This window comes from Micromonospora sp. DH14 (assembly GCF_029809455.1).
In the GTDB taxonomy this organism is placed as follows: Bacteria; Actinomycetota; Actinomycetes; order Mycobacteriales; family Micromonosporaceae; genus Micromonospora; species Micromonospora parva.
Map to the genome: position 1 here is coordinate 831,800 of NZ_JARVKT010000001.1, position 22,967 is coordinate 854,766.

Here is a 22,967-nt window from a genome sequence, read left to right on the forward strand (position 1 = left end):
TTACCAGTGCGGTACGACACAGGGGTGTCGGCCATCACCGCCGGTGTCCGGATCCGACACCCGCGGTAGGCGCTCGATCGACAGCGTTTCCGGTGCTGTTCGGGCAGCTCAGGACGGTGATTGGCAGCGCAGGACCTCGCCGATGAACGGCCGCGCGGTGGTGGCCAGGCGGTGCCGGGTCGTGACGTGCCGATCCCCGGGGGCGGCGGTCACGGTGACCTGTTCGCGGGCCACCTCGGCGCCGGCACGGTCCCGGGCCCGCAGCACGCAGACCGCCGAGCCACCCGGCGGGACGGTCACCCGGAAGTGGACGAGCACCTGCTTGTCCGTGATGTCGGTGTACGTGATCACCTGGGCGTCGTAGACCGGATCGCCGTACTGCCGGTAGAGCCGAAACGAGATCACGGTCAGCGTCGCCACCAGCGCCAGCAGCGCCAGCGCGGCCAGCAGCGTACGGCGGCGCTTGCCGCCCGGTGCCCGACGCCGGCCGTAGCGCCCGGCCGGGAATTCCGGCGCAGCTGGTGAAATTGTGGCGTGCGTCTCGGTCACCGGCGGGTATCTCCTGGCGTTGTTGTCGGCGGCATCGGCAAGAATGACAGAGCCCCATCCTCCCACCCGGTCCAGCGGCAGGAATGGCAGGTCATGCCTGGCGCTACTGGCCGGCGACAGGGTGCGGCGAGAAGATCCCGGCAGGTCAGCCGGTTGAGCCCGGTCGGGTCCACCGTCCGGCACAGACGAGGAGCGCCGAAGTTGGCAGAGCAACTGCGTCTCATGGCCGTGCACGCGCACCCGGACGACGAGTCGAGCAAGGGCGCGGCGACGACGGCGAAGTATGTCGCTCAGGGGGTGGACGTCCTGGTCGTGACGTGCACGGGCGGCGAGCGCGGGAGCGTGCTCAACCCCAAGCTCGACCGGCCCGACGTGTGGGCCAACATCGGTGAGATCCGGCGGGCCGAGATGGACGCCGCGCGGGCGATCCTCGGTGTCGACCAGGCCTGGCTGGGCTTCGTCGACTCGGGCCTGCCCGAGGGTGACCCGTTGCCGCCGCTGCCCGAGGGCTGTTTCGCCCTTCAGGACGTCGAGGTCGCCGCGGGGCCGTTGGTGCGGCTGATGCGTGAGTTCCGTCCGCATGTCGTGACCACGTACGACGAGGAGGGTGGCTACCCGCACCCGGACCACATCATGTGTCACAAGGTGAGCGTGGCCGCCTTCGAAGCCGCCGGTGACCCGGAGCGCTACCCGGAGCTGGGCGCGCCCTGGCAGCCGCTGAAGCTCTACTACGACATCGGCTTCTCCAAGGGCAAGATCATGGCGCTGCACGAGGGCATGCTGGCCGCCGGCCTGGAATCGCCCTACGAGGAGTGGCTCAAGCGGTGGGAGGACCGGCCCGACAAGGGCCCCCGGATCACCACCCGGGTGGAGTGCGCCGACTACTTCCCGGTCCGCGATGACGCGCTGCGCGCCCACGCGACCCAGGTCGACCCGGACGGCTTCTGGTTCCACGTGCCGATGGAGTTGCAGAAACGCGCCTGGCCGACTGAGGATTACGAGCTGGCCCGCTCGATGGTCGACAGTCCGCTGCCCGAGTCTGATCTCTTCGCGGGGGTGCGGGAGACGGCGCACGCGCGCTGATTCCCGGCAGGGCTACCCTGATTACCAACCGCACTTCGGAGGAACGCCATGCTGACCGCTGCCCAGGTGCTCGCGGAGAACAACTTCGGGGACACCCGCACGGGTGGTCTGGCCGGGCCGATGGGCCTGTTCCTCATCCTGCTGCTGGCCACCGCGACCATCCTGCTGATCCGCAACATGAACTCTCGGCTGCGCCGTCTGCCGGACCGTTTCCCCCAGCAGTCCGGGGCGGCCGACCCGACCAGGGCCGATGCGTCAGTCGTCGATCCGACAGACGGGACCGGGGGGCGGGATTCATCCACGCCCGCTCCCAACGGGCACCAGCAGCACCTGAACGGGTAGCCGGCGCATGAATCACGCCGAACCGGGTGGTCGCCCCCTGTTGCGGCCACCCGGTTTGGCTTAGCCTTCCGCCGGGGGGACCAAAAGTCTCCGAGCCGTGTGCGGGAGGGGGCGCCGATGACCAGCACAGCACCGGCCGCCCGCCGCGACGTCGGTCGGTCGGCTGACGGGGGAGGTCGATGACCTCCGGTCCGGCCGACGACCCGTTCGATCGGCTCGGGGTGCGTGGCACACCGGGCCGGTTGCTCGTGCTCACCGCCGCCGTCACGTTGACCGCTCTGGCCGCCGCGGTGGTCGGGTTGACCCTCCCGGTCCGGCTGCCGGCCGACGACCCCCTCGGCGGTCCGGCCCGCTTCGGCATCGCCGTCGCCGTCCTGGCCCTCGCCCAGCTCGCCCGGCTGCGGTTCCGCTCGCCAGCGGGTATGGTCAGCATCACCTGGGGTGAGGCGGCCCTGATCGTCTGCCTCTACCTGACCCCCGCCGGCTGGCTCCCGTCCGCCACGCTGCTCGGCACCGGGCTGGCCTGGACGATCCTGTCACTGCACAACGACCGCCGTCCGGCCCTGGAAATCGTCCGGATCGCCGCGTCGCTCGCCGCCGCGTCGGCACTGGCGGTGTCCGTGACCACCGCGCTCGGGCGGCCGCTGCTCTCCGCGCCCACCCCGATGCTGGCGCTGGCCGTGATCGCCGGTTCGGTGACGTACCTCCTGGTGACCGCCTGGCTCGGCGGCGTGACGGTGGGTCTGCGGCACGGGCTGCCCATCGGGCCGCCGCTGCTCGCCGCGCTGCGCGGCAAGTTGCTGATGTTCGTCGGCAACGTGGCGGTCGGCCTCGTGGTGGTCGCGCTGCTGGAGCTCGACCCGCGCTGGTTGCTGTTGCTGCCGCCGCTGCTGTGGCTGCTGCAGCAGACCTACCGTTACCGGCTGCGCTCGGATCAGGAGCGCCGCACCTGGCGGGCCTTCGCCGAGGCCACCGCGGCCCTCAACCAGCTCGACGAGCGGGGGGTGGCCAGCGCGGCGGTCACCGGAGCGCTGACGCTGTTCAACGCCGAACTCGTGGACGTCGACGTGGCCCGGCCCGACGGCCGGTGGCACCGCTACCGGGGCGACGCCGGCGGTCAACTGGTCGACCGCGAGACCGGCCCACCGGAACAGTCCGAACCGGACGAGCACGAGCTGAGCCGGGCGCTGTCGGTCGGCGCCGCGCCGGTCGGTCGGCTGCGGGTGCGGTTCCCCCGCTCGGCCCCGCCCACCGCCCGGGAACGCGACGCGGTGGCCGCGTTCGGCGACGCGCTCGCCGCCGCGCTGCACGACGCCGCAACCCACCGCGAGCTGCGGTTGGTGACCGCCCGTTCGTCGTACGACGCGGTGCACGACCCGCTCACCGGGCTCGCCAACCGGGCGGCACTGCTGAGCAGGGGCGACCAGTCGCTGCGACAGCTCAGCCACGACCACCCGGTGGCGCTGCTGCTGCTGGACATCAACCAGTTCAAGGAAGTCAACGACACTCTCGGTCATGCGGCGGGCGACCAGCTGCTGCGGCTGACCGCGAACCGACTCAACGCGCTGGTCCGCACCGGGGATCTGCTCGGCCGACTCGGCGGTGACGAGTTCGCCCTCCTGCTCACGGCGGTGCCGGTGCTCGGCGACCGGGCCGCCCCGATGGCCCACGCGCTGCGCCAGGCCCGCGAGATCGCCGAGCGGCTGGCCGCACCGACCGAGGTGGCCGGCGTACGGATGTCCATCGAGGTCTCGGTCGGTGTGGTGGTGGCCGCCGCCGGCACCGCTGACCTGACCGAGCTGCTGCGTCGGGCCGACATCGCGATGTACCAGGCCAAGGAGGGCGGCGGCAACGTCGCCGCGTACGACGGCGCGCGCGACGCGGCCAGCACCGACCAGCTCGCCCTGCTGGCCGAGCTACGTGAGGCGTTGACTGTCGACGATCAGCTGGTGCTGGCACTGCAACCGGCGGTCGACCTGGCCACTGGTGCGCCGACCGGGGTGGAGGCGCTGATCCGGTGGCAGCATCCCCGGCGGGGGTGGCTGAACCCGGCCGACTTCATTCGGCCGGTGGAGAACAGCGAGCAGCTCGGCACCTTCACCCGCTACGTGCTGAACAAGGCGCTCAGCGTGGCCGCCGGCTGGGCCCGGGAGGGGTTGGACGTCCCGATCTCGGTCAACCTGTCGGCGCGCAGCCTGCTGGACCCCCGGTTGCCGGTGGAGATCGCCGACGCGTTGCGCCGCCACCAGGTGCCGCCGCACCGGCTCGTCCTGGAGATCACCGAGACGGTGGTGATGAGCGAGCTGGAGGTCATCGACGAGGTGTTGGCGACGCTGAGGTCGATGGGCGTACAACTCGCCGTCGACGACTTCGGCACCGGCTTCTCGTCGTTGACGTTCCTCACCCGGATCGCCGTGGACGAGCTGAAGGTGGACCGTTCCTTCGTCATCCGGATGGCCGACTCGCCGGAGGCCGCCGCGATCGTCCGGACGACGGTGGGCCTCGCCCATGAGCTGGGGCTACGGGTGGTCGCCGAAGGGGTCGAGACCGCCGAGCAACGGATGGCCCTGGCCGAGCTGGGTTGCACCTCCGCACAGGGCTACCACTTCTTCAAGCCGATGCCGGCGGACAAGATCGGCGCGGTGCTGGGGTCGCTGCGCGACTCGGCGGAGTCGAACGTGTTCCGGCTCCGCGCCGACGGCGCATCCTGACCTCGAGCAGAGGGGGTTAACAGGTTCTGCGTAGCTGAGTGCGCTTGCGGAACCGGACACTGAGGCGTAAGTTCCCTGCAGTAAGCGGAGCTGCCCGGCTTGGCCGGTGCTGCCGAGGCGCACTAGCACTCTGCCCAGACAGAGCAGTGCCCCGGGCGGCATGCATAGCAGAGGCGGACCCGGGGCTTACATGTCCGACTCTACCACGCCACCCCTCGCAGTAACCGTGTTCGGACGGAGTGATGAGCATGAGCGCCGACGACCTGCCGGACTGGATCCGCCGGGCGTTCTCCGTCCCGCGACTGAACCCGTACCTGACCGAGAGCGGGCAGGCCGCAGACAAGGCGGTGGAACTCTATTGGTGGAACATCGAGGTGTCGGCCGCCTTCTACGGACCGCTGCACTGCCTCGAAGTCGCGCTCAGGAATGCGTTGCATGACCAACTCTGCCGGCGATTCGGTCGATCGGACTGGTGGGCGTCGGCGACGGTCCCTCTGACCGATCACGGCATTCGGCTGGTGACCGACGCCGTACTGAAGTGCCGCCGCAGGGGGCTGACGCCGCCGTCAGCGGACGACGTCGTCGCCGAATTGAGTTTCGGCTTCTGGGTGTCCCTGCTCAGCAACCGCCGTGGTTCCTCATACGACCGCTTGCTTTGGGTTCCGACGCTGCACCTTGCTTTCCCGCATCACTCCGGCCGACGGGATGAACTGCATGCGGCGTTCGAGACGATGCGGTTACTCCGGAACAGGATCATGCACTACGAACCAATCCACCATCGTGACCTGGCTGCCGACCGTCGCAAGCTCTATTACCTGTTGGGTGCAATGGATCCCGTACTGGCAAAGGAGATCCGAGGGCTGGATCGAGTCGAAGCGGTCCTCGCGCGCCGTCGAGACGTCCATTCGCGTGTAGCGCGGCCGGACCTCTGAGGCTCGCATGGACAGCACGGAACCAGGTCTCGTTTCTCGATCTGACATTGCACGTCTGGCTGGCGTGGAACGTCCGGCCGTCACGAACTGGCAGCGTCGGTACGCCGACTTCCCGAGGCCGCTCGAGACGGCTCAGGGTCAGTTGTTCCAACGGAACGAGGTTGCTGCCTGGCTCTCTCGACGTCCAATTCCGGTACGGGCGCTTCGCGATGACGAACTTCCGGGCACCACGTACGGCAGTCGTATGGAACCCGGTGCCCAACGCAAAGTTCATAGACAAGATTCGGCACCCGAACGCGGTCGGCGACTGGTGGAGGGGCTCGGCGGCCTCACGGCGCAGCTGCCCCGATCGGCGACCCGCGATGGTGTGTATTGGCACGTGGTCCTGGCGCTCGTATTCCTACGCCGATTCTCGCTGAAGGGGTGGCTTCATCTCGCTGCGGCAGTCGACCGGCCGGACTTGCTGAGCAATCGCATTGCCGACGCGTGCGTTGATGCCGGTCTAGCCGAATCTACGAGGGTTTCTGAGCGGCTGGCGGACGTGCAGCCGGCAGTTCGGCACGCTGTGAGCCGTGCAATCAACCTCTTGGAGACGGTGGCCGCGGATTCCTCTGCTCTCACCGCTGGCTTCGACCATGCGCTCGAGCGGCTCGGCGATGACATGAGTTATCAGTTCTTCACGCCGCGATCGGTCGCCCGGCTGATCACGGAGCTGGTCGGCCCGATTCCCGCCGGTTCACGCTGTCTCGATCCTTACTGCCGGGCCGGTGAACTTCTCGTCGAACTCGACCGCGTGGCTGGGGGCCACGATTCAGCCCAGATCGTCGTACGCGGTTCGCACCCCGAGCCGTTTCTCGTGGAGCTGGCCACGATGAACCTCGCCATGCATGGTGCCAGTGCCTTGGTGTCGAGGTTGGAGCTGGCCTCGCCGGCAATACCAGTCGACGAGCGGTTCGACGTGGTGGTATCGAACCCGCCCTTTGGGTCGCTGCGGGAGCCCGCGGGGGTGAAGCGGCGGTATGGCCCCTCCCGCCGAATGGAGTTCAACTGGTTGCAAATCGTCGTCGAATCGCTTGACGGGCAGGGGCGGGGATGTGTGGTCATGCCCAATGGCGCGGCTTTCTCCCTCGGCTCCCGAGAGCAGGAAATTCGGCGATCCCTCGTCGAGGACGGAGCGCTCACCGCCGTGGTGGCCCTGCCGATGCAGCTCTTCCGGGAAACCTCGATCGGGGTAACGCTGTGGCTGGTTCAGCGGCCCGCGGGGCGGAGCGAGGAGGTGCTTTTCATCGATGCGCAGCAGTTGGGCAGCATGTCCACGCGGACGCGCCGAGAGCTGACCTCGCAGGATATCCAGAGAATCGCACAGGAGCATCGCCGATGGCGATTGGCCCGGCGGACCGACCGGGATTTCGTGCCGCGCGCAGGCTTCAGTGCCACCGCCACGGCAGCTGCCATTGCCGAGCAGGGCTATTCACTGTATCCGCAAAGCTACGTGGAGCCTGAGTTGTCCGCAGTGGACAATGACTCCGAGGTGGACTTTCCGATGCTCGCGGAAGAGTTGGTTCGGTTGACAGATTCGGCAGCCGAAATCGACGCCGACGTCCGCGAGATGCTTCGGGGGTTCGGCGGACGATGAGCTTGCTCGGTGTCGTGCCTGAGGGCTGGGCAGAGTCACGTCTGGGGGACGTTGCCGATATCCGCTCCGGGCCTTCGGGGGCGGCAGTGCGGCCACATGATCGGAGCCCAGATGGCGTGGGCATGATTGCCCCGAAGGACGTTCGGGACGGCCGAGTCCAGACGGACGCCGTCAGCCGTGTCCGTGCCGACGTGGCTGCCACCCTTGCGTCCTACACCGTCGTCGTAGACGACATCCTTGTTACCCGAACCGGCACAGTCGGTCGACTCGCCTGGATTCCGGCAACCTGCGACGGGTGGCTCTTCTCGACCGGAATGATGAGAGTGCGGCCGTACCAGGTGGTGTCGCGGTACCTCGCCTACTACTTGGCGCTGCCCGAGGCACAGGAGTGGGTGCGACGGCGAGCCCGGGGTACGGCTGTGCCGTCGATCAGCGCCGCAGTGCTCGCCGGCCTGCCGGTCATGCTTCCGCCCCATCACTATCAGCAAGAGGTCGCCGGTGCTCTCGCGCTATTGGATGAGCAGGCCGAAGTCCACGACGCACTGAGCCGGCTGGCAGGTAGGACCCGGGACCGGTTGGCCGGAATGCTGATGCGAGGCGAAAGCCCTGGGCGGCTCGCGCCTCCTGGGTAACTTTGTCGTGCCTGTCGCAGCGGGGCTGGCTATGGTCGTCAGGTGAACCGACTCGTCGACGCCACCAGCCCGTACCTGCTCCAGCACGCCGACAACCCGGTCGACTGGTGGCAGTGGTCGGACGAGGCGTTCGCCGAGGCGAAGCGCCGGGACGTCCCGGTGCTCATCTCGGTGGGTTACGCAGCTTGTCACTGGTGCCATGTGATGGCGCACGAGTCGTTCGAGAACGCGCAGGTCGGCGCCCTGATGAACGACAACTTCGTGTCGATCAAGGTGGACCGGGAGGAGCGCCCGGACGTGGACGCGGTCTACATGACCGCGACCCAGGCGATGACCGGCCAGGGCGGTTGGCCGATGACCGTCTTCGCCACCCCGGACGGCACCCCGTTCTTCTGCGGCACCTACTTCCCGCGACCCAACTTCATCCAACTGCTCGAGTCGGTCGCCACCGCCTGGCGGGAGCAGCGCGAGGCGGTGCTCGGCCAGGGCGCCGCCGTGGTCGAGGCGATCGGCGGCGCGCAGGCCGTGGGCGGCCCCACCGCCCCGCTGGACGCCCCGCTGCTCGACGCCGCGGCCGCCAAGCTGGCCAGCGAGTACGACGCCACGAACGGCGGGTTCGGCGGGGCCCCGAAGTTCCCGCCGCACATGAACCTGCTCTTCCTGCTGCGCCACCACCAGCGCACCGGCGACCCGACCAGCCTGGAGATCACCCGGCACACCGCCGAGGCGATGGCCCGGGGCGGCATCTACGACCAGCTCGCGGGCGGCTTCGCCCGCTACTCGGTGGACGCGCACTGGACGGTGCCGCACTTCGAGAAGATGCTCTACGACAACGCGCTGCTGCTGCGGGTCTACACCCAGCTGTGGCGACTCACCGGCGACCCACTGGCCCGCCGGGTGGCCCGGGACACCGCCCGGTTCCTCGCCGACGAGCTGCATCGGCCGGGGCAGGGGTTCGCGTCCGCGCTGGACGCCGACACCGAGGGCGTCGAAGGGCTCACCTACGCCTGGACGCCCACCCAACTCGTCGAGGCGTTGGGCGAGGAGGACGGCCGGTTCGCCGCCGACCTGTTCACCGTCACCGACAAGGGGACCTTCGAACACGGCATGAGCGTGCTGCGGCTCGCCCGGGACGTGGACGACGCGGCGCCCGAGGTGCGTGCCCGCTGGCAGCAGGTGGTCGGACAGCTGCTCGCCGCCCGGGACACCCGCCCGCAGCCGGCCCTCGACGACAAGGTGGTGGCCGCCTGGAACGGCCTGGCGATCACCGCTCTCGCCGAGTTCCAGCAGGTCGCCGCCGGGAACGTGTCCCCGCAGGACGCGGACGCCAACCTGATGGACGGCATCACCATCGTCGCCGACGGGGCGATGCGTCAGGCCGCCGAGCACCTGGCCACCGTGCACCTGGTGGACGGCCGGCTGCGCCGTGTCTCCCGGGACGGCAAGGTCGGCGAGCCGGCCGGTGTCCTGGAGGACTACGGCTGTGTGGCCGAGGCCTTCTGCGCCCTGCACCAGCTCACCGGCGAGGGCCGCTGGCTCACCGTGGCCGGCGAGCTGCTGGACACCGCCCTGGCGCGTTTCGCCGCCCCCGGTGGGGCCTTCTACGACACCGCCGACGACGCGGAACGGCTCGTCGCCCGCCCGGCCGACCCGACCGACAACGCCACCCCGTCGGGGCGGTCGGCGTTGATCGCCGGGCTGGTGGCGTACTCGGCGCTGACCGGGGAGACGCGTTACCGGGAGGCAGCCGAAGCGGCCCTCGGCACTGTCGCGCCGATCGTTGGGCAGCACCCCCGGTTCACCGGGTACGCGGCCATGGTCGGCGAGGCGTTGCTCTCCGGGCCGTACGAGATCGCCGTGGTCACCGACGACCCGGCCGGCGACCCGCTGGTGACCGCCGCCCGCCGGCACGCCCCACCCGGAGCGGTGGTTGTCGCCGGGCGGCCGGACCAGCCGGGTGTGCCGCTGCTCGCCGACCGTCCGCTGGTCGAGGGACGCTCCGCCGCGTACGTCTGCCGGGGTTTCGTCTGCCAACGGCCGGTCACCTCCGTCGAGGAGCTGATTGCCGAGCTGGGCTGACCGCACGGCCACGCCCGGTAGTCGCCGGCGCCGCCCGCCGGCTGGTTCTCCCCGCGCCCGCGCAGGTTGATCGCCGGCCCTCCGGGTGGGCGCGTCGGCGGCCCGGATAGGCTGGCCGCGCTATGGATTCCCGTACCGGTCTGCCAGTTGTCGGCATGGTGGGTGGCGGCCAGTTGGCCCGGATGACCCACCAGGCCGCGATCGCCCTCGGCCAGTCACTGCGTGTGCTCGCGACCGCCCCTGACGACGGTGCGGCGCTGGTCGCCGCCGACGTCCAGTACGGCGACCACACCGACCTGGCCGCCCTGCGTACCTTCGCCAAGGGCTGCGACGTCGTCACCTTCGACCACGAGCATGTGCCCTCCGAGCACATCCGCACGCTGGCCGCGGAAGGGGTGCCCCTCTACCCGCCGGCGGACGCGCTGCTGCACGCCCAGGACAAGCAGGTCATGCGGGAACGCCTGACCGAGCTGGGCGCGCCCAACCCGGCCTGGCGGCCGGTGGGGGAGCCCGCCGACCTCGTCGGCTTCGGCGAGCAGGTCGGCTGGCCGGTGGTGCTGAAGGCGGCCCGGGGCGGGTACGACGGTCGGGGCGTCTGGATGGTCGACGACGCCGCTCAGGCCACCGAGCTGGCAACCACGCTGCTCGCTGGCGGCACCCGGCTGATCGTGGAGGAGCGGGTGGCGCTGCGACGGGAGCTGGCCGTGCAGGTGGCCCGCTCGCCGTTCGGTCAGGTGGCCGCGTACCCGGTGGTGGAGACGGTGCAGCGCGACGGCATCAACGTGGAGGTGCTGGCCCCGGCGCCCGGCCTGGACGAGGAGCTGGCGGTCTCCGCCCAGCAGCTCGCCATCGACCTGGCCACCGCGCTCGGGGTGATCGGTCTGCTGGCCGTGGAGCTGTTCGAGGTGCGCGACGACGCCGGTCGCCCGGCGATCGTGGTCAACGAACTGGCGATGCGTCCGCACAACTCCGGGCACTGGACCATCGAGGGTGCCCGGACCTCGCAGTTCGAGCAGCACCTGCGGGCCGTGCTGGACTACCCGATGGGTGACACCGCGTTGACCGCCCCGGTGGTGGTGTCGGCGAACGTGCTCGGCGGTGAGCCGGGCGGGATGTCGATCGACGAGCGGTTGCACCACCTCTTCGCGGCCGAGCCGGGTGCCAAGGTGCACCTGTACGGCAAGCAGGTGCGACCCGGCCGCAAGATCGGGCACGTCACGGTGCTCGGCGACGACCTGGACGACCTGCGGGCGCGGGCGGCACGGGCCGCGCGCTGGCTGCGCGAGGGCCAGGAGTGAGCGACGATTCCGCCGACGACGAGAGGGCCGCAGTGAGCACGGTTGGGCTGATCATGGGCAGCGACTCGGACTGGCCGACCATGCGGGCCGCCGCCGAGGTGATGGACGACTTCGGCGTGACGTACGAGGTGCGGGTCATCTCGGCGCACCGGACTCCGGTCGCGATGATCGAGTACGGGCGCGACGCCGCCGACCGGGGTCTCAAGGTGATCATCGCGGGGGCCGGGGGTGCCGCTGCGCTGCCCGGCATGGTCGCCTCGGTGACGCCGCTGCCGGTGATCGGGGTGCCGGTGCCGCTGAAGCACCTCGACGGCATGGACTCGCTGCTGTCCATCGTGCAGATGCCGGCCGGGGTTCCGGTCGCCACCGTGTCGATCGGCAACGCCCGTAACGCCGGCCTCCTGGCCGTACGGATCCTCGGTGCCACCGACGAGGACCTGCGCGCCAAGATGACGACCTACCAGCAGAACCTGGAGAAGCTGGTGGCGGACAAGGAAACCGCCCTCCAGGCCACCCTGCGCTAAGCCAGCCGACCCGTGGGCCGTCATCGACAGGCGAGCCGTGCCCACTCACCCTGCCCACTCACGCACCCCGCCGTGACCCTCCGCTTCATCTCATGCCGCGCAGGGCGGTCTGTAGGCGTTCCTGGGCGCGGCGGCGGCGCTCGTTGCTCGCGCCGAGCACCAGCAGCAGGATGCCCACCGGGATCAGCGCCAGCCACGGGCCGAGGCTGAACAGGGCGTGGATCGCCGTGATCGCGGTGACCGACGCGCCGACGATCACCGGGGCCTGCTGCCGACTGGACGAGCCGAAGATCAGCACCGCGACCGCGCCGAGCAGCAGCAGCATCTGCCGCATCGTGCTGGACTCGGTGGCCAGCACGATGGCGAGCGTCGGCAGGAACGCCGCGACCAGCGCCGGACCGTACGCCACCCAACTGCTCATGTCCGGTCGGTGGCGCAGCTCCAGGACGCCGACGAGCAGGGCCAGCGCGGCGAACGGCAGCGTGTACGCCTCGGGGAGCGCCACGTCGGCGACCCGCATCAGGATCCACCACGCGGTGATCTCACAGAGCACCACCGCCCAGAACAGGATCCGGCGTTCCACCGGCCGACGGCCGGGGCGAGTCGCCGCCACGCCGAGGACAGCGCCCCAGGCGGCCAGTAGGGCGGCGATGTGCCGGGGCGAGTCGAAGGCGAGCGCCAACGCGATCAGCGCGGCGGCGTAGCCGGTCCACTCCACGGTGGAGGCTTCCCGCTGCGACTCGGGGCGGCGCAGCCGGGGCAGGGTGGCGGCGAGCACCTGGAGGACGGCGCCGACGGCCAGCACCCCGAACGCGGACCAGACCGCCGCCAGCCCGGCGACCAGGCCGGCGGTGAGCACGAAGAGCTGCGCCATCAGTGAGGCGAAGAGCCAGCCGAGGATGCGCGCCCGCTGGGTGGTGCCGTACAGCGCCGCCACCGCGCCCACCCCGACCGCGCTGCCGAGGGTGAACAGGGTCATCTGCCGGTCGGCCAGGCTGCCGGCGAGCCCGGCGCTGCCACCGGCCAGACCGATGGCGAACACCAGCACCCGGGCCAGCCGCAGCGAGCGGGCCCGCTCGACCAGCGGCGGTGGTGGGGTCAGCGCGAGACCGAGCATCGCGATGGTGAAGACGGAGAGCGCGGCGATGGTGCTGGCGGGCCAGCCCTGGCCCAGCGCGATGGGTGCGATCAGCAGCGTGACGGCTGCCCCGGGCAACACCACCGGCACGGCCCGGGAGCGTCGTCCGCCGCTGAACCCGGTGGCGGCCAGCGCGGCGGTCGCAGTGAGCAGCAGCGCCGTCAGCACGTGGGTCGGATCGACCACGTCCGGCGGCGGGGTGAGCAGCCCCGGTGGCGGGCCCTGCCAGATCCGGGTCAGTGTGCGGTGCGGCTCGACGAGGGCGGTGATCAGCGCCGGCCCGATCGAGGCGAGCGCCAGGGCGGTCGGTAGCGCTGCGGCGGCCAACGCGCCGGCGGCCGGGTTGACCCGCCACCGTCGTCGCTCCGGGTCGTCCGGCAGCCGCCGTAGGGCGCCGTCGAGTCGTACCGCCCAGCGCCGGACCGGCTGGGCGGCGCCGGTGGGCGGCACGGTGGCCGCGCGGATCAGCTCGGCCAGCACACCGAGCAGGGCGGCGGCGGCCGCGTAGACGCCGGCGGCAAGGCCGGTGGGGATGGCGGCGAGGGCGCTGATGGTGGCCCCGCCGACCACCGCCACGCTGACCCAGGGCAGATATTGCGGCACCTGTCGCCGCACCGCTGCCACGGCGGCCAGGCCGAGGCTGGTGGCCGCCAGCGCGGCGGTCAGCACCACCTGCGCCGAGTGTTCGAACTCGGCGGACAGCGCCGCCACCGCACCGGGCAGGGCCAGCAGGGCGGCACCGATCGCCGCGCCGCCGATCTGCGCCAGGTGGGGCGGCATCCCCTCGGTGTCGATGTCGGTGACCTGGGGGTCGGCGAGAACGCGGGCCAGCGTGGCCACCACCACGCCGATCAGCGCGATGCTGCCCAGCGCCAGGGCTGTGGTCCACGGGCGGACCAGCCCGGCTCCGGCGGCGTGCAGCGCGACGACCCCGGCCACTGTGGCCCGGGACAGCCCGGCGCGCGCCTCCTCGGTGGCCACCGCGGCCATGCCGAACACGGTGGCGACCATTCCGCCGACCAGGACCGGCGACCACCAGGCCAGATCGAACGCGGCCGGCGCGCCGATGGTGGCGAGCACCACCGCCACCCCGGACACGTCCCAGCGCCACGGCGGTGGGAGCAGAATGCCGGCGGCGAGGGCCAGCAGCGCCAGCGCGATCGGCGCCTGCCAGGTGGCACCGCCGACGGGGGCGGCCGGCCAGTCGCTCAGGTCGCCCCTCCAGATGGGGCCGGGGGTGGCCAGCACGCCGACCCCACCGCGCACCGCCGACCAGCCGGCGAGCACCCCGATCAGGGCACCGCCGACGGTGAGGCCGAGGATCGGTCCGCGTCGCCACTCCTCGGGCATGCTGCGGGCGCCCACGGCGACCACCAGGAGCAGGGCCGCGGCCACCGCCAGCTGTGCACCCGGGGCGAGGACCGCCCCGATCCGTACCAGGGTGGCGATCAGGGCGGTGGTGACCGCCGCGGCGGCCAGGTCCGAGCCGTCGAGGGTGAGGTCGGCGCGACGGCCGGCGTCGATGGAGGGGGCCAGGAAGAGCAGGACCGCGGCGACCAGCAGGAGCGCGCCGACCCAGGCGTCGGCGACGGTCGCGCCGGGCGCCCCGAACGCGGCGGCGGTGACCACCAGCGCGCCCAGCCCGGTGCCGACCGACAGCGGCGCGGGGATGTGGCGCTGGGAGACCTGCACGACGGCGGCGTAGCCGAGGGTCACACAGACCGCCAGGAAGCTGGCCGCCAGGATCGGGACTGTCACCTCTCGCAGGCTCGCCGGAGTGGGGGTCGGGTCCTTCGGCATGGTCGCGGCCACGAACGCGGCCACCGCGCCGGGAAGCGCGAACGCGGCGCCACCGGCGGCCCAGGCGGTGATCGTGTCGGCTGCGGCCGAGGCGATCCGGATCCGGGGTGCCAGCGCGACCAGCGTGCCGGCCGCGAACAGGGTGATCAGGACCGCGGCCGTGAGGGTGGGGCTGGACAGGCTGGCGCCCGCACCGAACAGGCCGACCACTGCCGCCCCGACGGCGTGCGCCAGAGCGGCCCGGTCGGTGCGGGCGGAGAGCCCGATGACCCCGATGCCGATCGCGGTGACCACCATCGGCCACGGTGCCGTCGCCCAGCCGAGACCGAACGAGGCCGGCACGGCGAGCGCGGTCAGCGCCGCTCCGGCCACCGCGAACTCCCGGCGGATCTCGGTGGGCAGGGCCAGCACCGCCGCGATGGTGAGCAGGAACGCGGCCCCCGCGAGCTGCCAGCCGGTCGGCCCGACGGCGGCGGCCAACTCGCCCGGGTACCGGCTGAGGTCCGGGTCCCAGGCGGGCAGCGCCGCCCGTACCGGTGCCACCCCGGCGCGGAGCGCGCCACCGGCGACCACCAGACCGCTGACGGTCAGGGCCACCGCGGACGCGATCTGCGGGCCACGGCGGGCCGCCTCCGGGACGGCGCGTACCGCCAGCCCGGTCACCGTGATGACCGCCGCGATCAGCAGCAGCGCCCGACCGGGGAGAGCCACCGAGGCGATGCGGCTGAGCGCGCCGATCACGGCCAGGGTGACGACGCCGGCCGCCACGTCGGGCAGCGGCGGGCGACGCAGCACCAGCGCGCCGGCCAGCCCGATCAGGGCGGCCAGCAGCAGCACCACCCCGGCGCCGGTCGCGGTCGGCACGGCCTGTGCCCGCAGCAGGGCGGTGACCGCGTACGCCAACGCGACGGCGACCGCCAGAGCGTGCAGCAACCAGGTCAGCTCCGGCAGGCCGGGCACCGGGCGGGCCGGCTCCGGGTCGGCGGAGCCCGCGCCGGCGTCGATCAGCTCGGCGGCCTCCTCCGGGTCGCCCTCCGGCCGGCTCTCGGCATCACGTCGGCGGGGCGCCGACGGCGCTCCCGGCGATGGCAGGTCCTGCCGGACGGGGCGTTCGACTGTCACGCTGGAGCGGGCCAGGCCGAGGTTGACGAGGGCGACCATCGCCAGCACCAGTGCCCAGCCGCCCGGGCCGGTGATCTGGTCGTACGCGAGCAGAGGCAGCACCGGCTGCGCGGCGAGCACCGTCGCGAAGCGGGGCGCGCGCAGACCCGTCCAACGGGCGTACCCGAACGCGACGACGGCGGTGACCGCGAAGATCACCCCGGCGAAGACGGTGCCGGAGCCGCTGTCGGCGCCGATCAGGTCCACCGCCCAGAGGGCGTTGCCGGCGAGCGGCACCAGCAGCAGGCCGACGGCGGCGATGGTCTCGGCTGTCGAGGTGAGCCCGCGCCGGGCCAGCGCCGGCGGGGCCAGCAGCATCAGCACTGTGGCCAGCAGCAGGATGCCCAGCCGGGCCAGCGCGTCCATCGAACTGGTGGCCACCGCGGCGAAGACCACCGCGGCCACGCCGAGCAGCAGCGCACCCAACCCGAGAGGGATGTTCTGCACCTCGCGTGAGGAGGCCTCTGGCGGGTTTTCCGGGTCGTCCACGTCCAGCCAGGTGGCCCGGGGCGGGGGCGGCGGATCCTCCGGGGCGGTCGGAGCGCCCTGGCGGGGCACCCGGGGCGGCGCGCCCATGGTGGCTGTCGGTGGCCGCCGGCCGGGACGGCGGCGCAGCACCCGGCGTGGCCGGGTGGCCTGCTTGATGCGCTCCTCGCCGGCGTGGGCGAGGATGTCCCGCTGGAAGAGCGCGGCCTGCATCTTGGCGGCGATCTGCCGCTGCTCGCGCGCGATGGCGGCGTCGCGCGCCTTCATCTCCGCTATCGAACGCTCAATGTCGGCCAGGTGCTCGACCCACTGTGGTTGATCTGCCCCACAGTGCGGGCATCGGACGGCCGGCTTGATCTCCCGGCCGCACGAGGAGCATTGAAAGGTCGCCACGACACCCCTCCACCCGCACTGTGGACTCCCACTGTCGCAGCATGCCCAAAGCTGGCGCGGATTTCGACTCTTGTCGGCGGGTCCGGGGCAAACAACGACACCGGCCGGCCATCGAGATGCTCGATGACCGGCCGGTGGGCGTCGGTTCCGTCAGGGGCGGCCCATGCCCCGGTACTCCCAGCCGGCCTGGGTCCACAGTGCCGGGTCGAGGCAGTTGCGGCCGTCGACGACCTTGCGGCCCTTGACGAACTCGCCCAGGGCGACCGGGTCGGCGTTGCGGAAGTCGGCCCACTCGGTGAGCACGCAGACCAGGTCGGCGTCGGTGACGGCCTCGTTCATGCTGGCCTCGTAGGTCAGCTCGGGAACGGCGCGGCGGGCGTTCTCGGTGCCCTGCGGGTCGTACACGTGCACGTCCGCGCCGGCCTTCTGCAGCAGCGCGGCGACGGCGAGCGCCGGGGCGTCGCGGACGTCGTCGGTGTTGGGCTTGAAGGTGGCGCCGAGCACGGCGATCCGGGTGCCGGCGAAGTCCGGGCCGGCCGGGCCGGAGCGGCGGCCGAGCAGGTCCGCGGCGAGCTGAAGCACCCGGGTACGTCGGCGCAGGTTGATCAGGTCGACCTCGTGCAGGAAGCGCAGCGCCTCACCGGCGCCCAGCTCCTGGGCGCGGGCCTGGAAGGCCCGGATGTCCTTGGGCAGGCAGGCGCCGCCGAAGCCGAGGCCGGCCTGGAGGAACCGGTTGCCGATGCGCGGGTCGTAGCCGATCGCGCGGGCCAGTTGGGTGACGTCGCCACCGGAGGCCTCGCAGACCTCGGCCATCGCGTTGATGAAGGAGATCTTGGTGGCCAGGAAGGCGTTCGCGGCGACCTTGACCAGCTCGGCGGTGGAGAAGTCGGTGACCACCAGGGGTACCTCGCGGTCCTCCGTGGCGGCCAGGTCGAACACGCCCTTGTGGGCGGCGTAGAGCATGCCGTTGGCCCACTCGCTCTTGACGCCGACCACGATCCGGTTGGGCCGCAGGACGTCGTCGACGGCGAAGCCCTCCTGGAGGAACTCGGGGCTCCACGCCACCTCGACGTTCAGGCCGTCGGGGGTGTGCTTGTCGACGAGCTGCTCGACCCACTCGGCGGTGCCGACCGGCACGGTGGACTTGCCGACGATCAGGGCCTTGCGGGTCAGGTGCTGCGCGAGGCCGGTGACCGACGCCTCGACGTACGACAGGTCGGCGCCCATGCCGTCGGCCCGCTGCGGGGTGCCCACGCAGATGAAGTGCACGTCACCGAAGTCGGCGGTCTCGGCGATGTCGGTGCTGAACCGGAGCCGGCCGGCGGCCAGGTTGCGCCGCAGCAGCTCGTCCAGGCCGGGCTCGTGGATCGGCACCTGGCCCGCGTTCAGCTTTGCGATCTTGTCGGCGTCGACGTCGAAGCCGAGGACCTCGTACCCCAGTTCCGCGTAGCAGATGGCGTACGTCGCACCGAGGTAACCAGTTCCCAGGAAGGTCACCCGCGGCCGGGGAGCGCCCGAGGGCGGAGTCACCGCGGCGATGGCGGGGGTCGGCTGGATGGTGGGGTAGGGGATCGTCACGCCTGTCTTCTCCGCTCGCGCTGGCCTAGCTCACTGTCTCGGTCTTCATCATCGCTGAGCGCGTCGGGTGCACCATCTTGCCCATGCCTACGCGCCGGTAACATCACCTGAACTGCAGTCGCTAGTCTTCAGTCTGCGCGGTCGGCGGTCAGGAGTCGTCACAGACTGCGCATGATAGCGGTGAAGGGGAGGGCCGAGATGGCCGCAGGGGAGTCGTTCGACGTCTACCGGTTGCCCGATGAGCACCAGGCGATCCGGGAATCGGTGCGTGAGGTCTGCGCCGCGAAGGTGGCTCCGCACGCCGCCGAGGCCGACGAGACCGGGGAGTTTCCCAAGGCGTCCTACGACGCGTTGCGGGCGGCTGACTTCCACGCACCGCACATCCCGGAGGAGTTCGGCGGCGCGGGGGCGGATGCGCTGGCCACCGCCATTGTGATCGAGGAGGTGGCCCGTGCCTGCGCGTCCTCCTCGCTGATCCCGGCGGTGAACAAACTCGGCACGATGCCACTGCTGCTGGCCGGTTCCGCAGAGATCAAGAGTCGCTACCTGACGCCGGTTGCGGCCGGTGATGCCATGTTCTCGTACTGCCTCTCCGAGCCGGAGGCGGGCAGCGACGCGGCGTCCATGACCACCCGGGCGGTACGTGACGGGGATCACTGGGTGCTCAACGGCGTGAAGCGCTGGATCACCAACGCCGGCGTGTCCGAGTTCTACACCGTTTTCGCCGTCACCGACGCGTCCGCGCGGTCCCGGGGCATCTCCGCCTTCGTGGTGGAGAAGTCCGATTCCGGGGTGAGCTTCGGCGCGCCGGAGAAGAAGCTCGGCATCAAGGGCTCGCCCACCCGCGAGGTCTACCTCGACAACGTGCGGATCCCGGCCGACCGGATGATCGGCGCGGAGGGCACCGGCTTCGCGACCGCGATGAAGACCTTGGACCACACCCGGGTCACCATCGCCGCGCAGGCCGTCGGGATCGCGCAGGGTGCGCTCGACTACGCCAAGGGGTACGTGGCCGAGCGTCGACAGTTCGGCAAGGCGGTCGCCGAGTTCCAGGGCATCCAGTTCATGCTCGCCGACATGGGCATGAAGCTGGAGGCGGCCCGGCAGCTCACGTACGCGGCAGCCGGCAAGTCGGAGCGCGGCGACGCGGATCTCACCTACTTCGGCGCGGCGGCCAAGTGCTTCGCCTCCGACGCCGCCATGGAGATCACCACCGACGCGGTGCAACTGCTCGGTGGCTACGGCTACACCCGGGACTACCCGGTCGAGCGGATGATGCGCGACGCCAAGATCACTCAGATCTACGAAGGCACGAACCAGGTCCAGCGGATCGTCATGGCGCGGCAGCTCTTGAACGGCCTCGTCTAGGACCTGCGTCAACACCGCTGGCCGGCCTGGCCACGCCCCGGCCGCCGCGCCCGGACGCGGTGGTCGGTGGTGCCGCCTGCCTGCCCCGCGACGCTCGCCGGTGCGGTCGGTCATCCGATCGCCGTTCGCAACGCGGCCCCCAGCCCGGCCGTCTCGATCTCGGCGGAGCCCAGCAGGGCCCGGTGCGGGTTGCCGACGGGGGTCGGCTTGCCGACGGCGTAGCCCTGGGCGAAGTCCACCCCGTAGTCGCGCAGCAGGCGGAGGGTGGCCTCGCTCTCGACGAACTCGGCGGCGGTCCGGATGCCCAACCCCCGGCACATGTCGACGAAGGATTGGACGATCACCTGATCGGGACGGGACTCCTCGATCTTGCTGATGAAGTCGCCGTCGATCTTCACGAGGTCGATCGGGAAATACTTCAGGTAGGTGAACGTGCCGTATCCGGAGCCGAAGTCGTCCAGGGCGAGCCGACAGCCGATGTCCCGGATTCCGCAGGCGAAGTCGATCGCCTGGGTCAGGTTGCCGATCAACGCCGTCTCGGTGATCTCGAAGGTGACCTGGGAGGGGTCGATGGCGTGCCGCATCATGACCTCGTGGACATGCTCCAACAGGTGCGGATCGCCGAGCGACCGGCCTGAGACGTTCACCTGGTAGTGCGACGTGCGAGGTCCGTGGGCGATCAGCTCCATGGTGTGGTCGATGACCCAGCGGTCTATCGGCCAGATCTCGTCGACCCGTTCGGCGACGTCCAGGAACGCCGACGGCGGGACCGGCTGGCCCGTGCCGTCGAGCACGCGGAGCAGGATCTCCTGGCGGGTGATCTGGTTGAGGCTCAGGTCGAGAATTGGCTGGGCGTAGAGCGTGAAACTGTTGCCGGCGACCGCCGCCCGGATCCGGCTCCGGCAGGTCTCCTGCCGGTCCTCGGGACGGGCCGGCTGTCGCAGCACGGTCAGTGGCATCCGCTGTCGCTTGGCCTGTCGCCACGCGCTCTCCGCGTCTACCAGCAGATCGAAGCTACTGCTGTCGTCGCCGTCCTGGTACCGGACAAGACCGCCCCAGGCGTCGAGACGTACCCGTTCGCGGTCTTGTCCGACGACGAACGAGTGATCGCGCAGGCTGTCGATGATGCTCTCCGCGATGGTCGTGGCCGACCTCATCGTGGTGTTCTGTAGCAGCACGCCGAGCTCGCCGGGGCCGACGAGCCCGCACACGGCGGTCCGGGGGGCCACGTCCTTCACCACACCGGCTATCGCGGCGGCGAGCCGATCCTGGGTCGCGTGGTCGTGCCCAGTGGTTGGTAGGTTCAGCGGCTCGGCGGCCACCACGAGCAGGGCGCCCGATCCGCCGCGTTGGGTCCGGTCGATCTCGTCGGCGAAACGGGGGCGGGTCAATAGGCCGGTGGCCGGGTCGCGGCTGATCAGTTCGATTCGTGCGGTCTCGCACCTGCGGGCGAGCCGGTCCCGCTCCTGACGGGCCAGCTCCAGGTCGGTGACGTCCTGACCGGTGCCGATGATGCCGTGCGGTCGGTCGAATCGGTCGATCAGGACTTCGATGTAGCAGTGCACGTACCTGGTCGCTCCGTCCGGGCGGACCACCCGGTACGTCGTCTCCTTGACCGTCTGCTCCCGCCAGGCAGAGTGGATGGTCCGACGAACGCCGGGTGCGTCCTCGGGGTGGACTAGCTCGAAGAGCAGGTCGGTGGAGGGTCGGATCGTGCCGGGGGCGTAGCCGAGGATCAGCGACATCTCGTCGGACCAGGAGATATCTCCGGTGGCGGAGATCCAGGTGATGGTGCCCAACTTCGCCAGTTGGGCCGCGCGGGCGATCCGGGCGGCCTCGTCGGCGTCGGCGTTCAGCGGGTCGTGCGGGTCGACGTCCACGACGAGATCCCGCCCGCCCGTCACGGCGTGGGCGTAGGCCTGTTGGATCTGCCGGCTGGCGCGACGGGCGCGCGCGCGTTCGAGGGGGGTGGGAGCACGTTCGGCCGCGAGTGCCAGGACGTCGTCGAGGTTCACGATGGCCTCCCAGTGGGCTTGTTGAATCCGGCCTGTTCCGCGAGGCGTTGCAGCTGCTGACGCGCCTGCTGCTTGTAGGCACGAACGGTGGTGTGGGCGAGACCCAGCATCTTGGCGATGTCGAGGTCCCGCCAGCCGTCGAAGAAGAGGACGAATACCTCCGCCTGCCGGGGCGGCAGTTGCTGGAGCCACGCGACGAGCAACTCGTCCGCCTCCCGCGCGTCGGTCGGCTGGGTGAGGAATTCGGGGGGTACCTCGTCCAGGTTCGTCGTAGTCGTGTTGGTGCGGGTCCGCCGGCTCTGCTGCCCCTGGAGCTTGTGCCGCGCCGTCTTGAGCACCCAGGCCAGTGGCTTCTCGAAGCTGCGGATCTGCGCCCACTTGGCCCGGGTGGTGATGAACGTCTCCTGGACCGCCTCGTCCACGAGGTCCCGGTCGGTGCAGCGGGCGCGCAGGAAGCGTTCGACCCGCAGGAAGTTGTCGTCGCAGAAGGCCGTGAAGGACTCGTCGACCTCGGCCGGGGTGGGCTCGGCGGAGCGGGTCGCGGCGCGGGCGGCAGCAGCGCTGTTCCTGTTCATGCCGCCTCCTTGCCGCTGGTCCGGCGCGGTCCACGTAGCTCCACGACGCGGTGCCCGTCACGGTCCCGTTCGTCGACCTTGATGGTCTCGTGGCGACCGCTGACCAGGGTGATCAGGCCGGCGGCCCGGGCCGCCGTCCGCGCGGACAGTTCCCGCTCCGTGTGGATCCGGGTGCGGTGCCGGAGGTAGGCGCGGACCAGACCGATCACCGCCCCGACCACCAGCCCCAGAATCACTGCGGTCGAGCTGTTGGGAACAAGCCCTCGCAATTGATCGTTCATCCTCGCCTCACGCATCCGTAGTGACCTTTCCGCATATAACTCTCTGTGGAGGGTTGGAATGTAGGTGGGCATGCTGGTGGAATTTGTGGCCATGATCGACTGGCGGGCTTTGGGCTGCACCTATTCCACCCTTCGGCCAAAATAGAGGGTTCGTTCGGGTGAGCGACGAGATGAATGCGAATGTTGCACTCCGTAGTCTGGATGCCGCTGTTGGTGCTTGCCTGCAAATGGGATTTGCGTCCGCCGGGAATTGCGATTCGATCGGTCCCGATGCCTTCCCGACCCGTGGCGACTCCCGTCCCGGTGGGAATCGTGCCCGGCCTCGGTGGTGTTGCAGGGCGAGAGGATCACTCTCGCCCGCGCCGTCCCGTCACCCTCGTCGACGG

General features: G+C 71.0%; 16 protein-coding genes. 10 read left to right on the plus strand and 6 right to left on the minus strand.

The window, feature by feature from the left end:
- Positions 1 to 108: 108 nt before the first annotated feature.
- Complete coding sequence (locus tag QCZ28_RS03990) at positions 109 to 549, minus strand: DUF4307 domain-containing protein (protein WP_210860908.1); 441 nt, start codon at positions 547 to 549, stop codon at positions 109 to 111.
- 201 nt (positions 550 to 750) lie between these two features.
- Between QCZ28_RS03990 and mca the strand changes: the two genes are divergently transcribed.
- The 9 genes from mca to purE all read left to right on the plus strand — a co-directional run bounded on the left by mca (position 751) and on the right by purE (position 11,786).
- The gene (gene mca / locus QCZ28_RS03995) at positions 751 to 1,632 is read left to right on the plus strand and encodes a mycothiol conjugate amidase Mca (RefSeq protein ID WP_238683187.1); all 882 of its coding nucleotides are present in this window, start codon (positions 751 to 753) and stop codon (positions 1,630 to 1,632) included.
- A gap of 48 nt (positions 1,633 to 1,680) precedes the next feature.
- The gene (locus QCZ28_RS04000; RefSeq protein WP_030337951.1) at positions 1,681 to 1,974 is read left to right on the plus strand and encodes a hypothetical protein; all 294 of its coding nucleotides are present in this window, start codon (positions 1,681 to 1,683) and stop codon (positions 1,972 to 1,974) included.
- A 179-nt stretch (positions 1,975 to 2,153) separates the two neighbouring features.
- Positions 2,154 to 4,685 (plus strand): bifunctional diguanylate cyclase/phosphodiesterase, encoded by a 2,532-nt coding sequence (locus QCZ28_RS04005; protein ID WP_279515241.1) that lies wholly within the window; start codon positions 2,154 to 2,156, stop codon positions 4,683 to 4,685.
- 248 nt (positions 4,686 to 4,933) lie between these two features.
- Positions 4,934 to 5,617, plus strand: coding sequence for a hypothetical protein (locus QCZ28_RS04010; RefSeq protein WP_279515242.1), 684 nt, complete (start codon positions 4,934 to 4,936; stop codon positions 5,615 to 5,617).
- 379 nt (positions 5,618 to 5,996) lie between these two features.
- The gene (locus QCZ28_RS04015) at positions 5,997 to 7,253 is read left to right on the plus strand and encodes an N-6 DNA methylase (protein WP_279515243.1); all 1,257 of its coding nucleotides are present in this window, start codon (positions 5,997 to 5,999) and stop codon (positions 7,251 to 7,253) included.
- Positions 7,250 to 7,885: a restriction endonuclease subunit S gene (locus QCZ28_RS04020; protein ID WP_279515244.1), complete on the plus strand. Its 636-nt coding sequence runs from the start codon at positions 7,250 to 7,252 to the stop codon at positions 7,883 to 7,885. The genes QCZ28_RS04015 and QCZ28_RS04020 overlap by 4 nt, the downstream gene beginning before the upstream one ends.
- Positions 7,886 to 7,927: 42 nt before the next feature.
- Complete coding sequence (locus tag QCZ28_RS04025) at positions 7,928 to 9,964, plus strand: thioredoxin domain-containing protein (protein ID WP_279515245.1); 2,037 nt, start codon at positions 7,928 to 7,930, stop codon at positions 9,962 to 9,964.
- A 122-nt stretch (positions 9,965 to 10,086) separates the two neighbouring features.
- Entirely contained in the window at positions 10,087 to 11,262 is a 1,176-nt protein-coding gene (locus QCZ28_RS04030) for a 5-(carboxyamino)imidazole ribonucleotide synthase (RefSeq protein ID WP_279515246.1), read from the plus strand.
- Positions 11,263 to 11,294: 32 nt separating this feature from the next.
- The gene (gene purE / locus QCZ28_RS04035) at positions 11,295 to 11,786 is read left to right on the plus strand and encodes a 5-(carboxyamino)imidazole ribonucleotide mutase (RefSeq protein WP_279515309.1); all 492 of its coding nucleotides are present in this window, start codon (positions 11,295 to 11,297) and stop codon (positions 11,784 to 11,786) included.
- 85 nt (positions 11,787 to 11,871) lie between these two features.
- On the opposite strand, the gene QCZ28_RS04040 is transcribed toward purE, so the two are convergent.
- Positions 11,872 to 16,764 carry a permease gene (locus tag QCZ28_RS04040; protein ID WP_279515247.1) on the minus strand — a complete coding sequence of 1,631 codons (4,893 nt, stop codon included), beginning with the start codon at positions 16,762 to 16,764 and terminating at the stop codon, positions 11,872 to 11,874.
- A gap of 150 nt (positions 16,765 to 16,914) precedes the next feature.
- Positions 16,915 to 18,342, minus strand: a complete 1,428-nt coding sequence (locus QCZ28_RS04045) for a UDP-glucose/GDP-mannose dehydrogenase family protein (RefSeq protein ID WP_279515248.1) — start codon at positions 18,340 to 18,342, stop codon at positions 16,915 to 16,917.
- A gap of 198 nt (positions 18,343 to 18,540) precedes the next feature.
- Between QCZ28_RS04045 and QCZ28_RS04050 the strand changes: the two genes are divergently transcribed.
- Complete coding sequence (locus QCZ28_RS04050; RefSeq protein WP_279515249.1) at positions 18,541 to 19,710, plus strand: acyl-CoA dehydrogenase family protein; 1,170 nt, start codon at positions 18,541 to 18,543, stop codon at positions 19,708 to 19,710.
- A 110-nt stretch (positions 19,711 to 19,820) separates the two neighbouring features.
- Here QCZ28_RS04050 and QCZ28_RS04055 read toward each other — a convergent pair whose 3' ends face one another.
- From QCZ28_RS04055 to QCZ28_RS04065, 3 genes are read right to left on the minus strand one after another with little or no spacing between them, the layout of a single operon-like run.
- A complete protein-coding gene (locus QCZ28_RS04055; protein WP_279515250.1) occupies positions 19,821 to 21,725 on the minus strand; it encodes a GGDEF domain-containing phosphodiesterase in 1,905 nt (634 codons plus the stop codon).
- Complete coding sequence (locus tag QCZ28_RS04060; RefSeq protein WP_279515251.1) at positions 21,722 to 22,300, minus strand: RNA polymerase sigma factor; 579 nt, start codon at positions 22,298 to 22,300, stop codon at positions 21,722 to 21,724. Before QCZ28_RS04060 ends, QCZ28_RS04055 begins: the two co-directional genes overlap by 4 nt.
- Positions 22,297 to 22,596, minus strand: a complete 300-nt coding sequence (locus QCZ28_RS04065; protein WP_279515252.1) for a hypothetical protein — start codon at positions 22,594 to 22,596, stop codon at positions 22,297 to 22,299. Before QCZ28_RS04065 ends, QCZ28_RS04060 begins: the two co-directional genes overlap by 4 nt.
- Positions 22,597 to 22,967 lie beyond the last annotated feature (371 nt).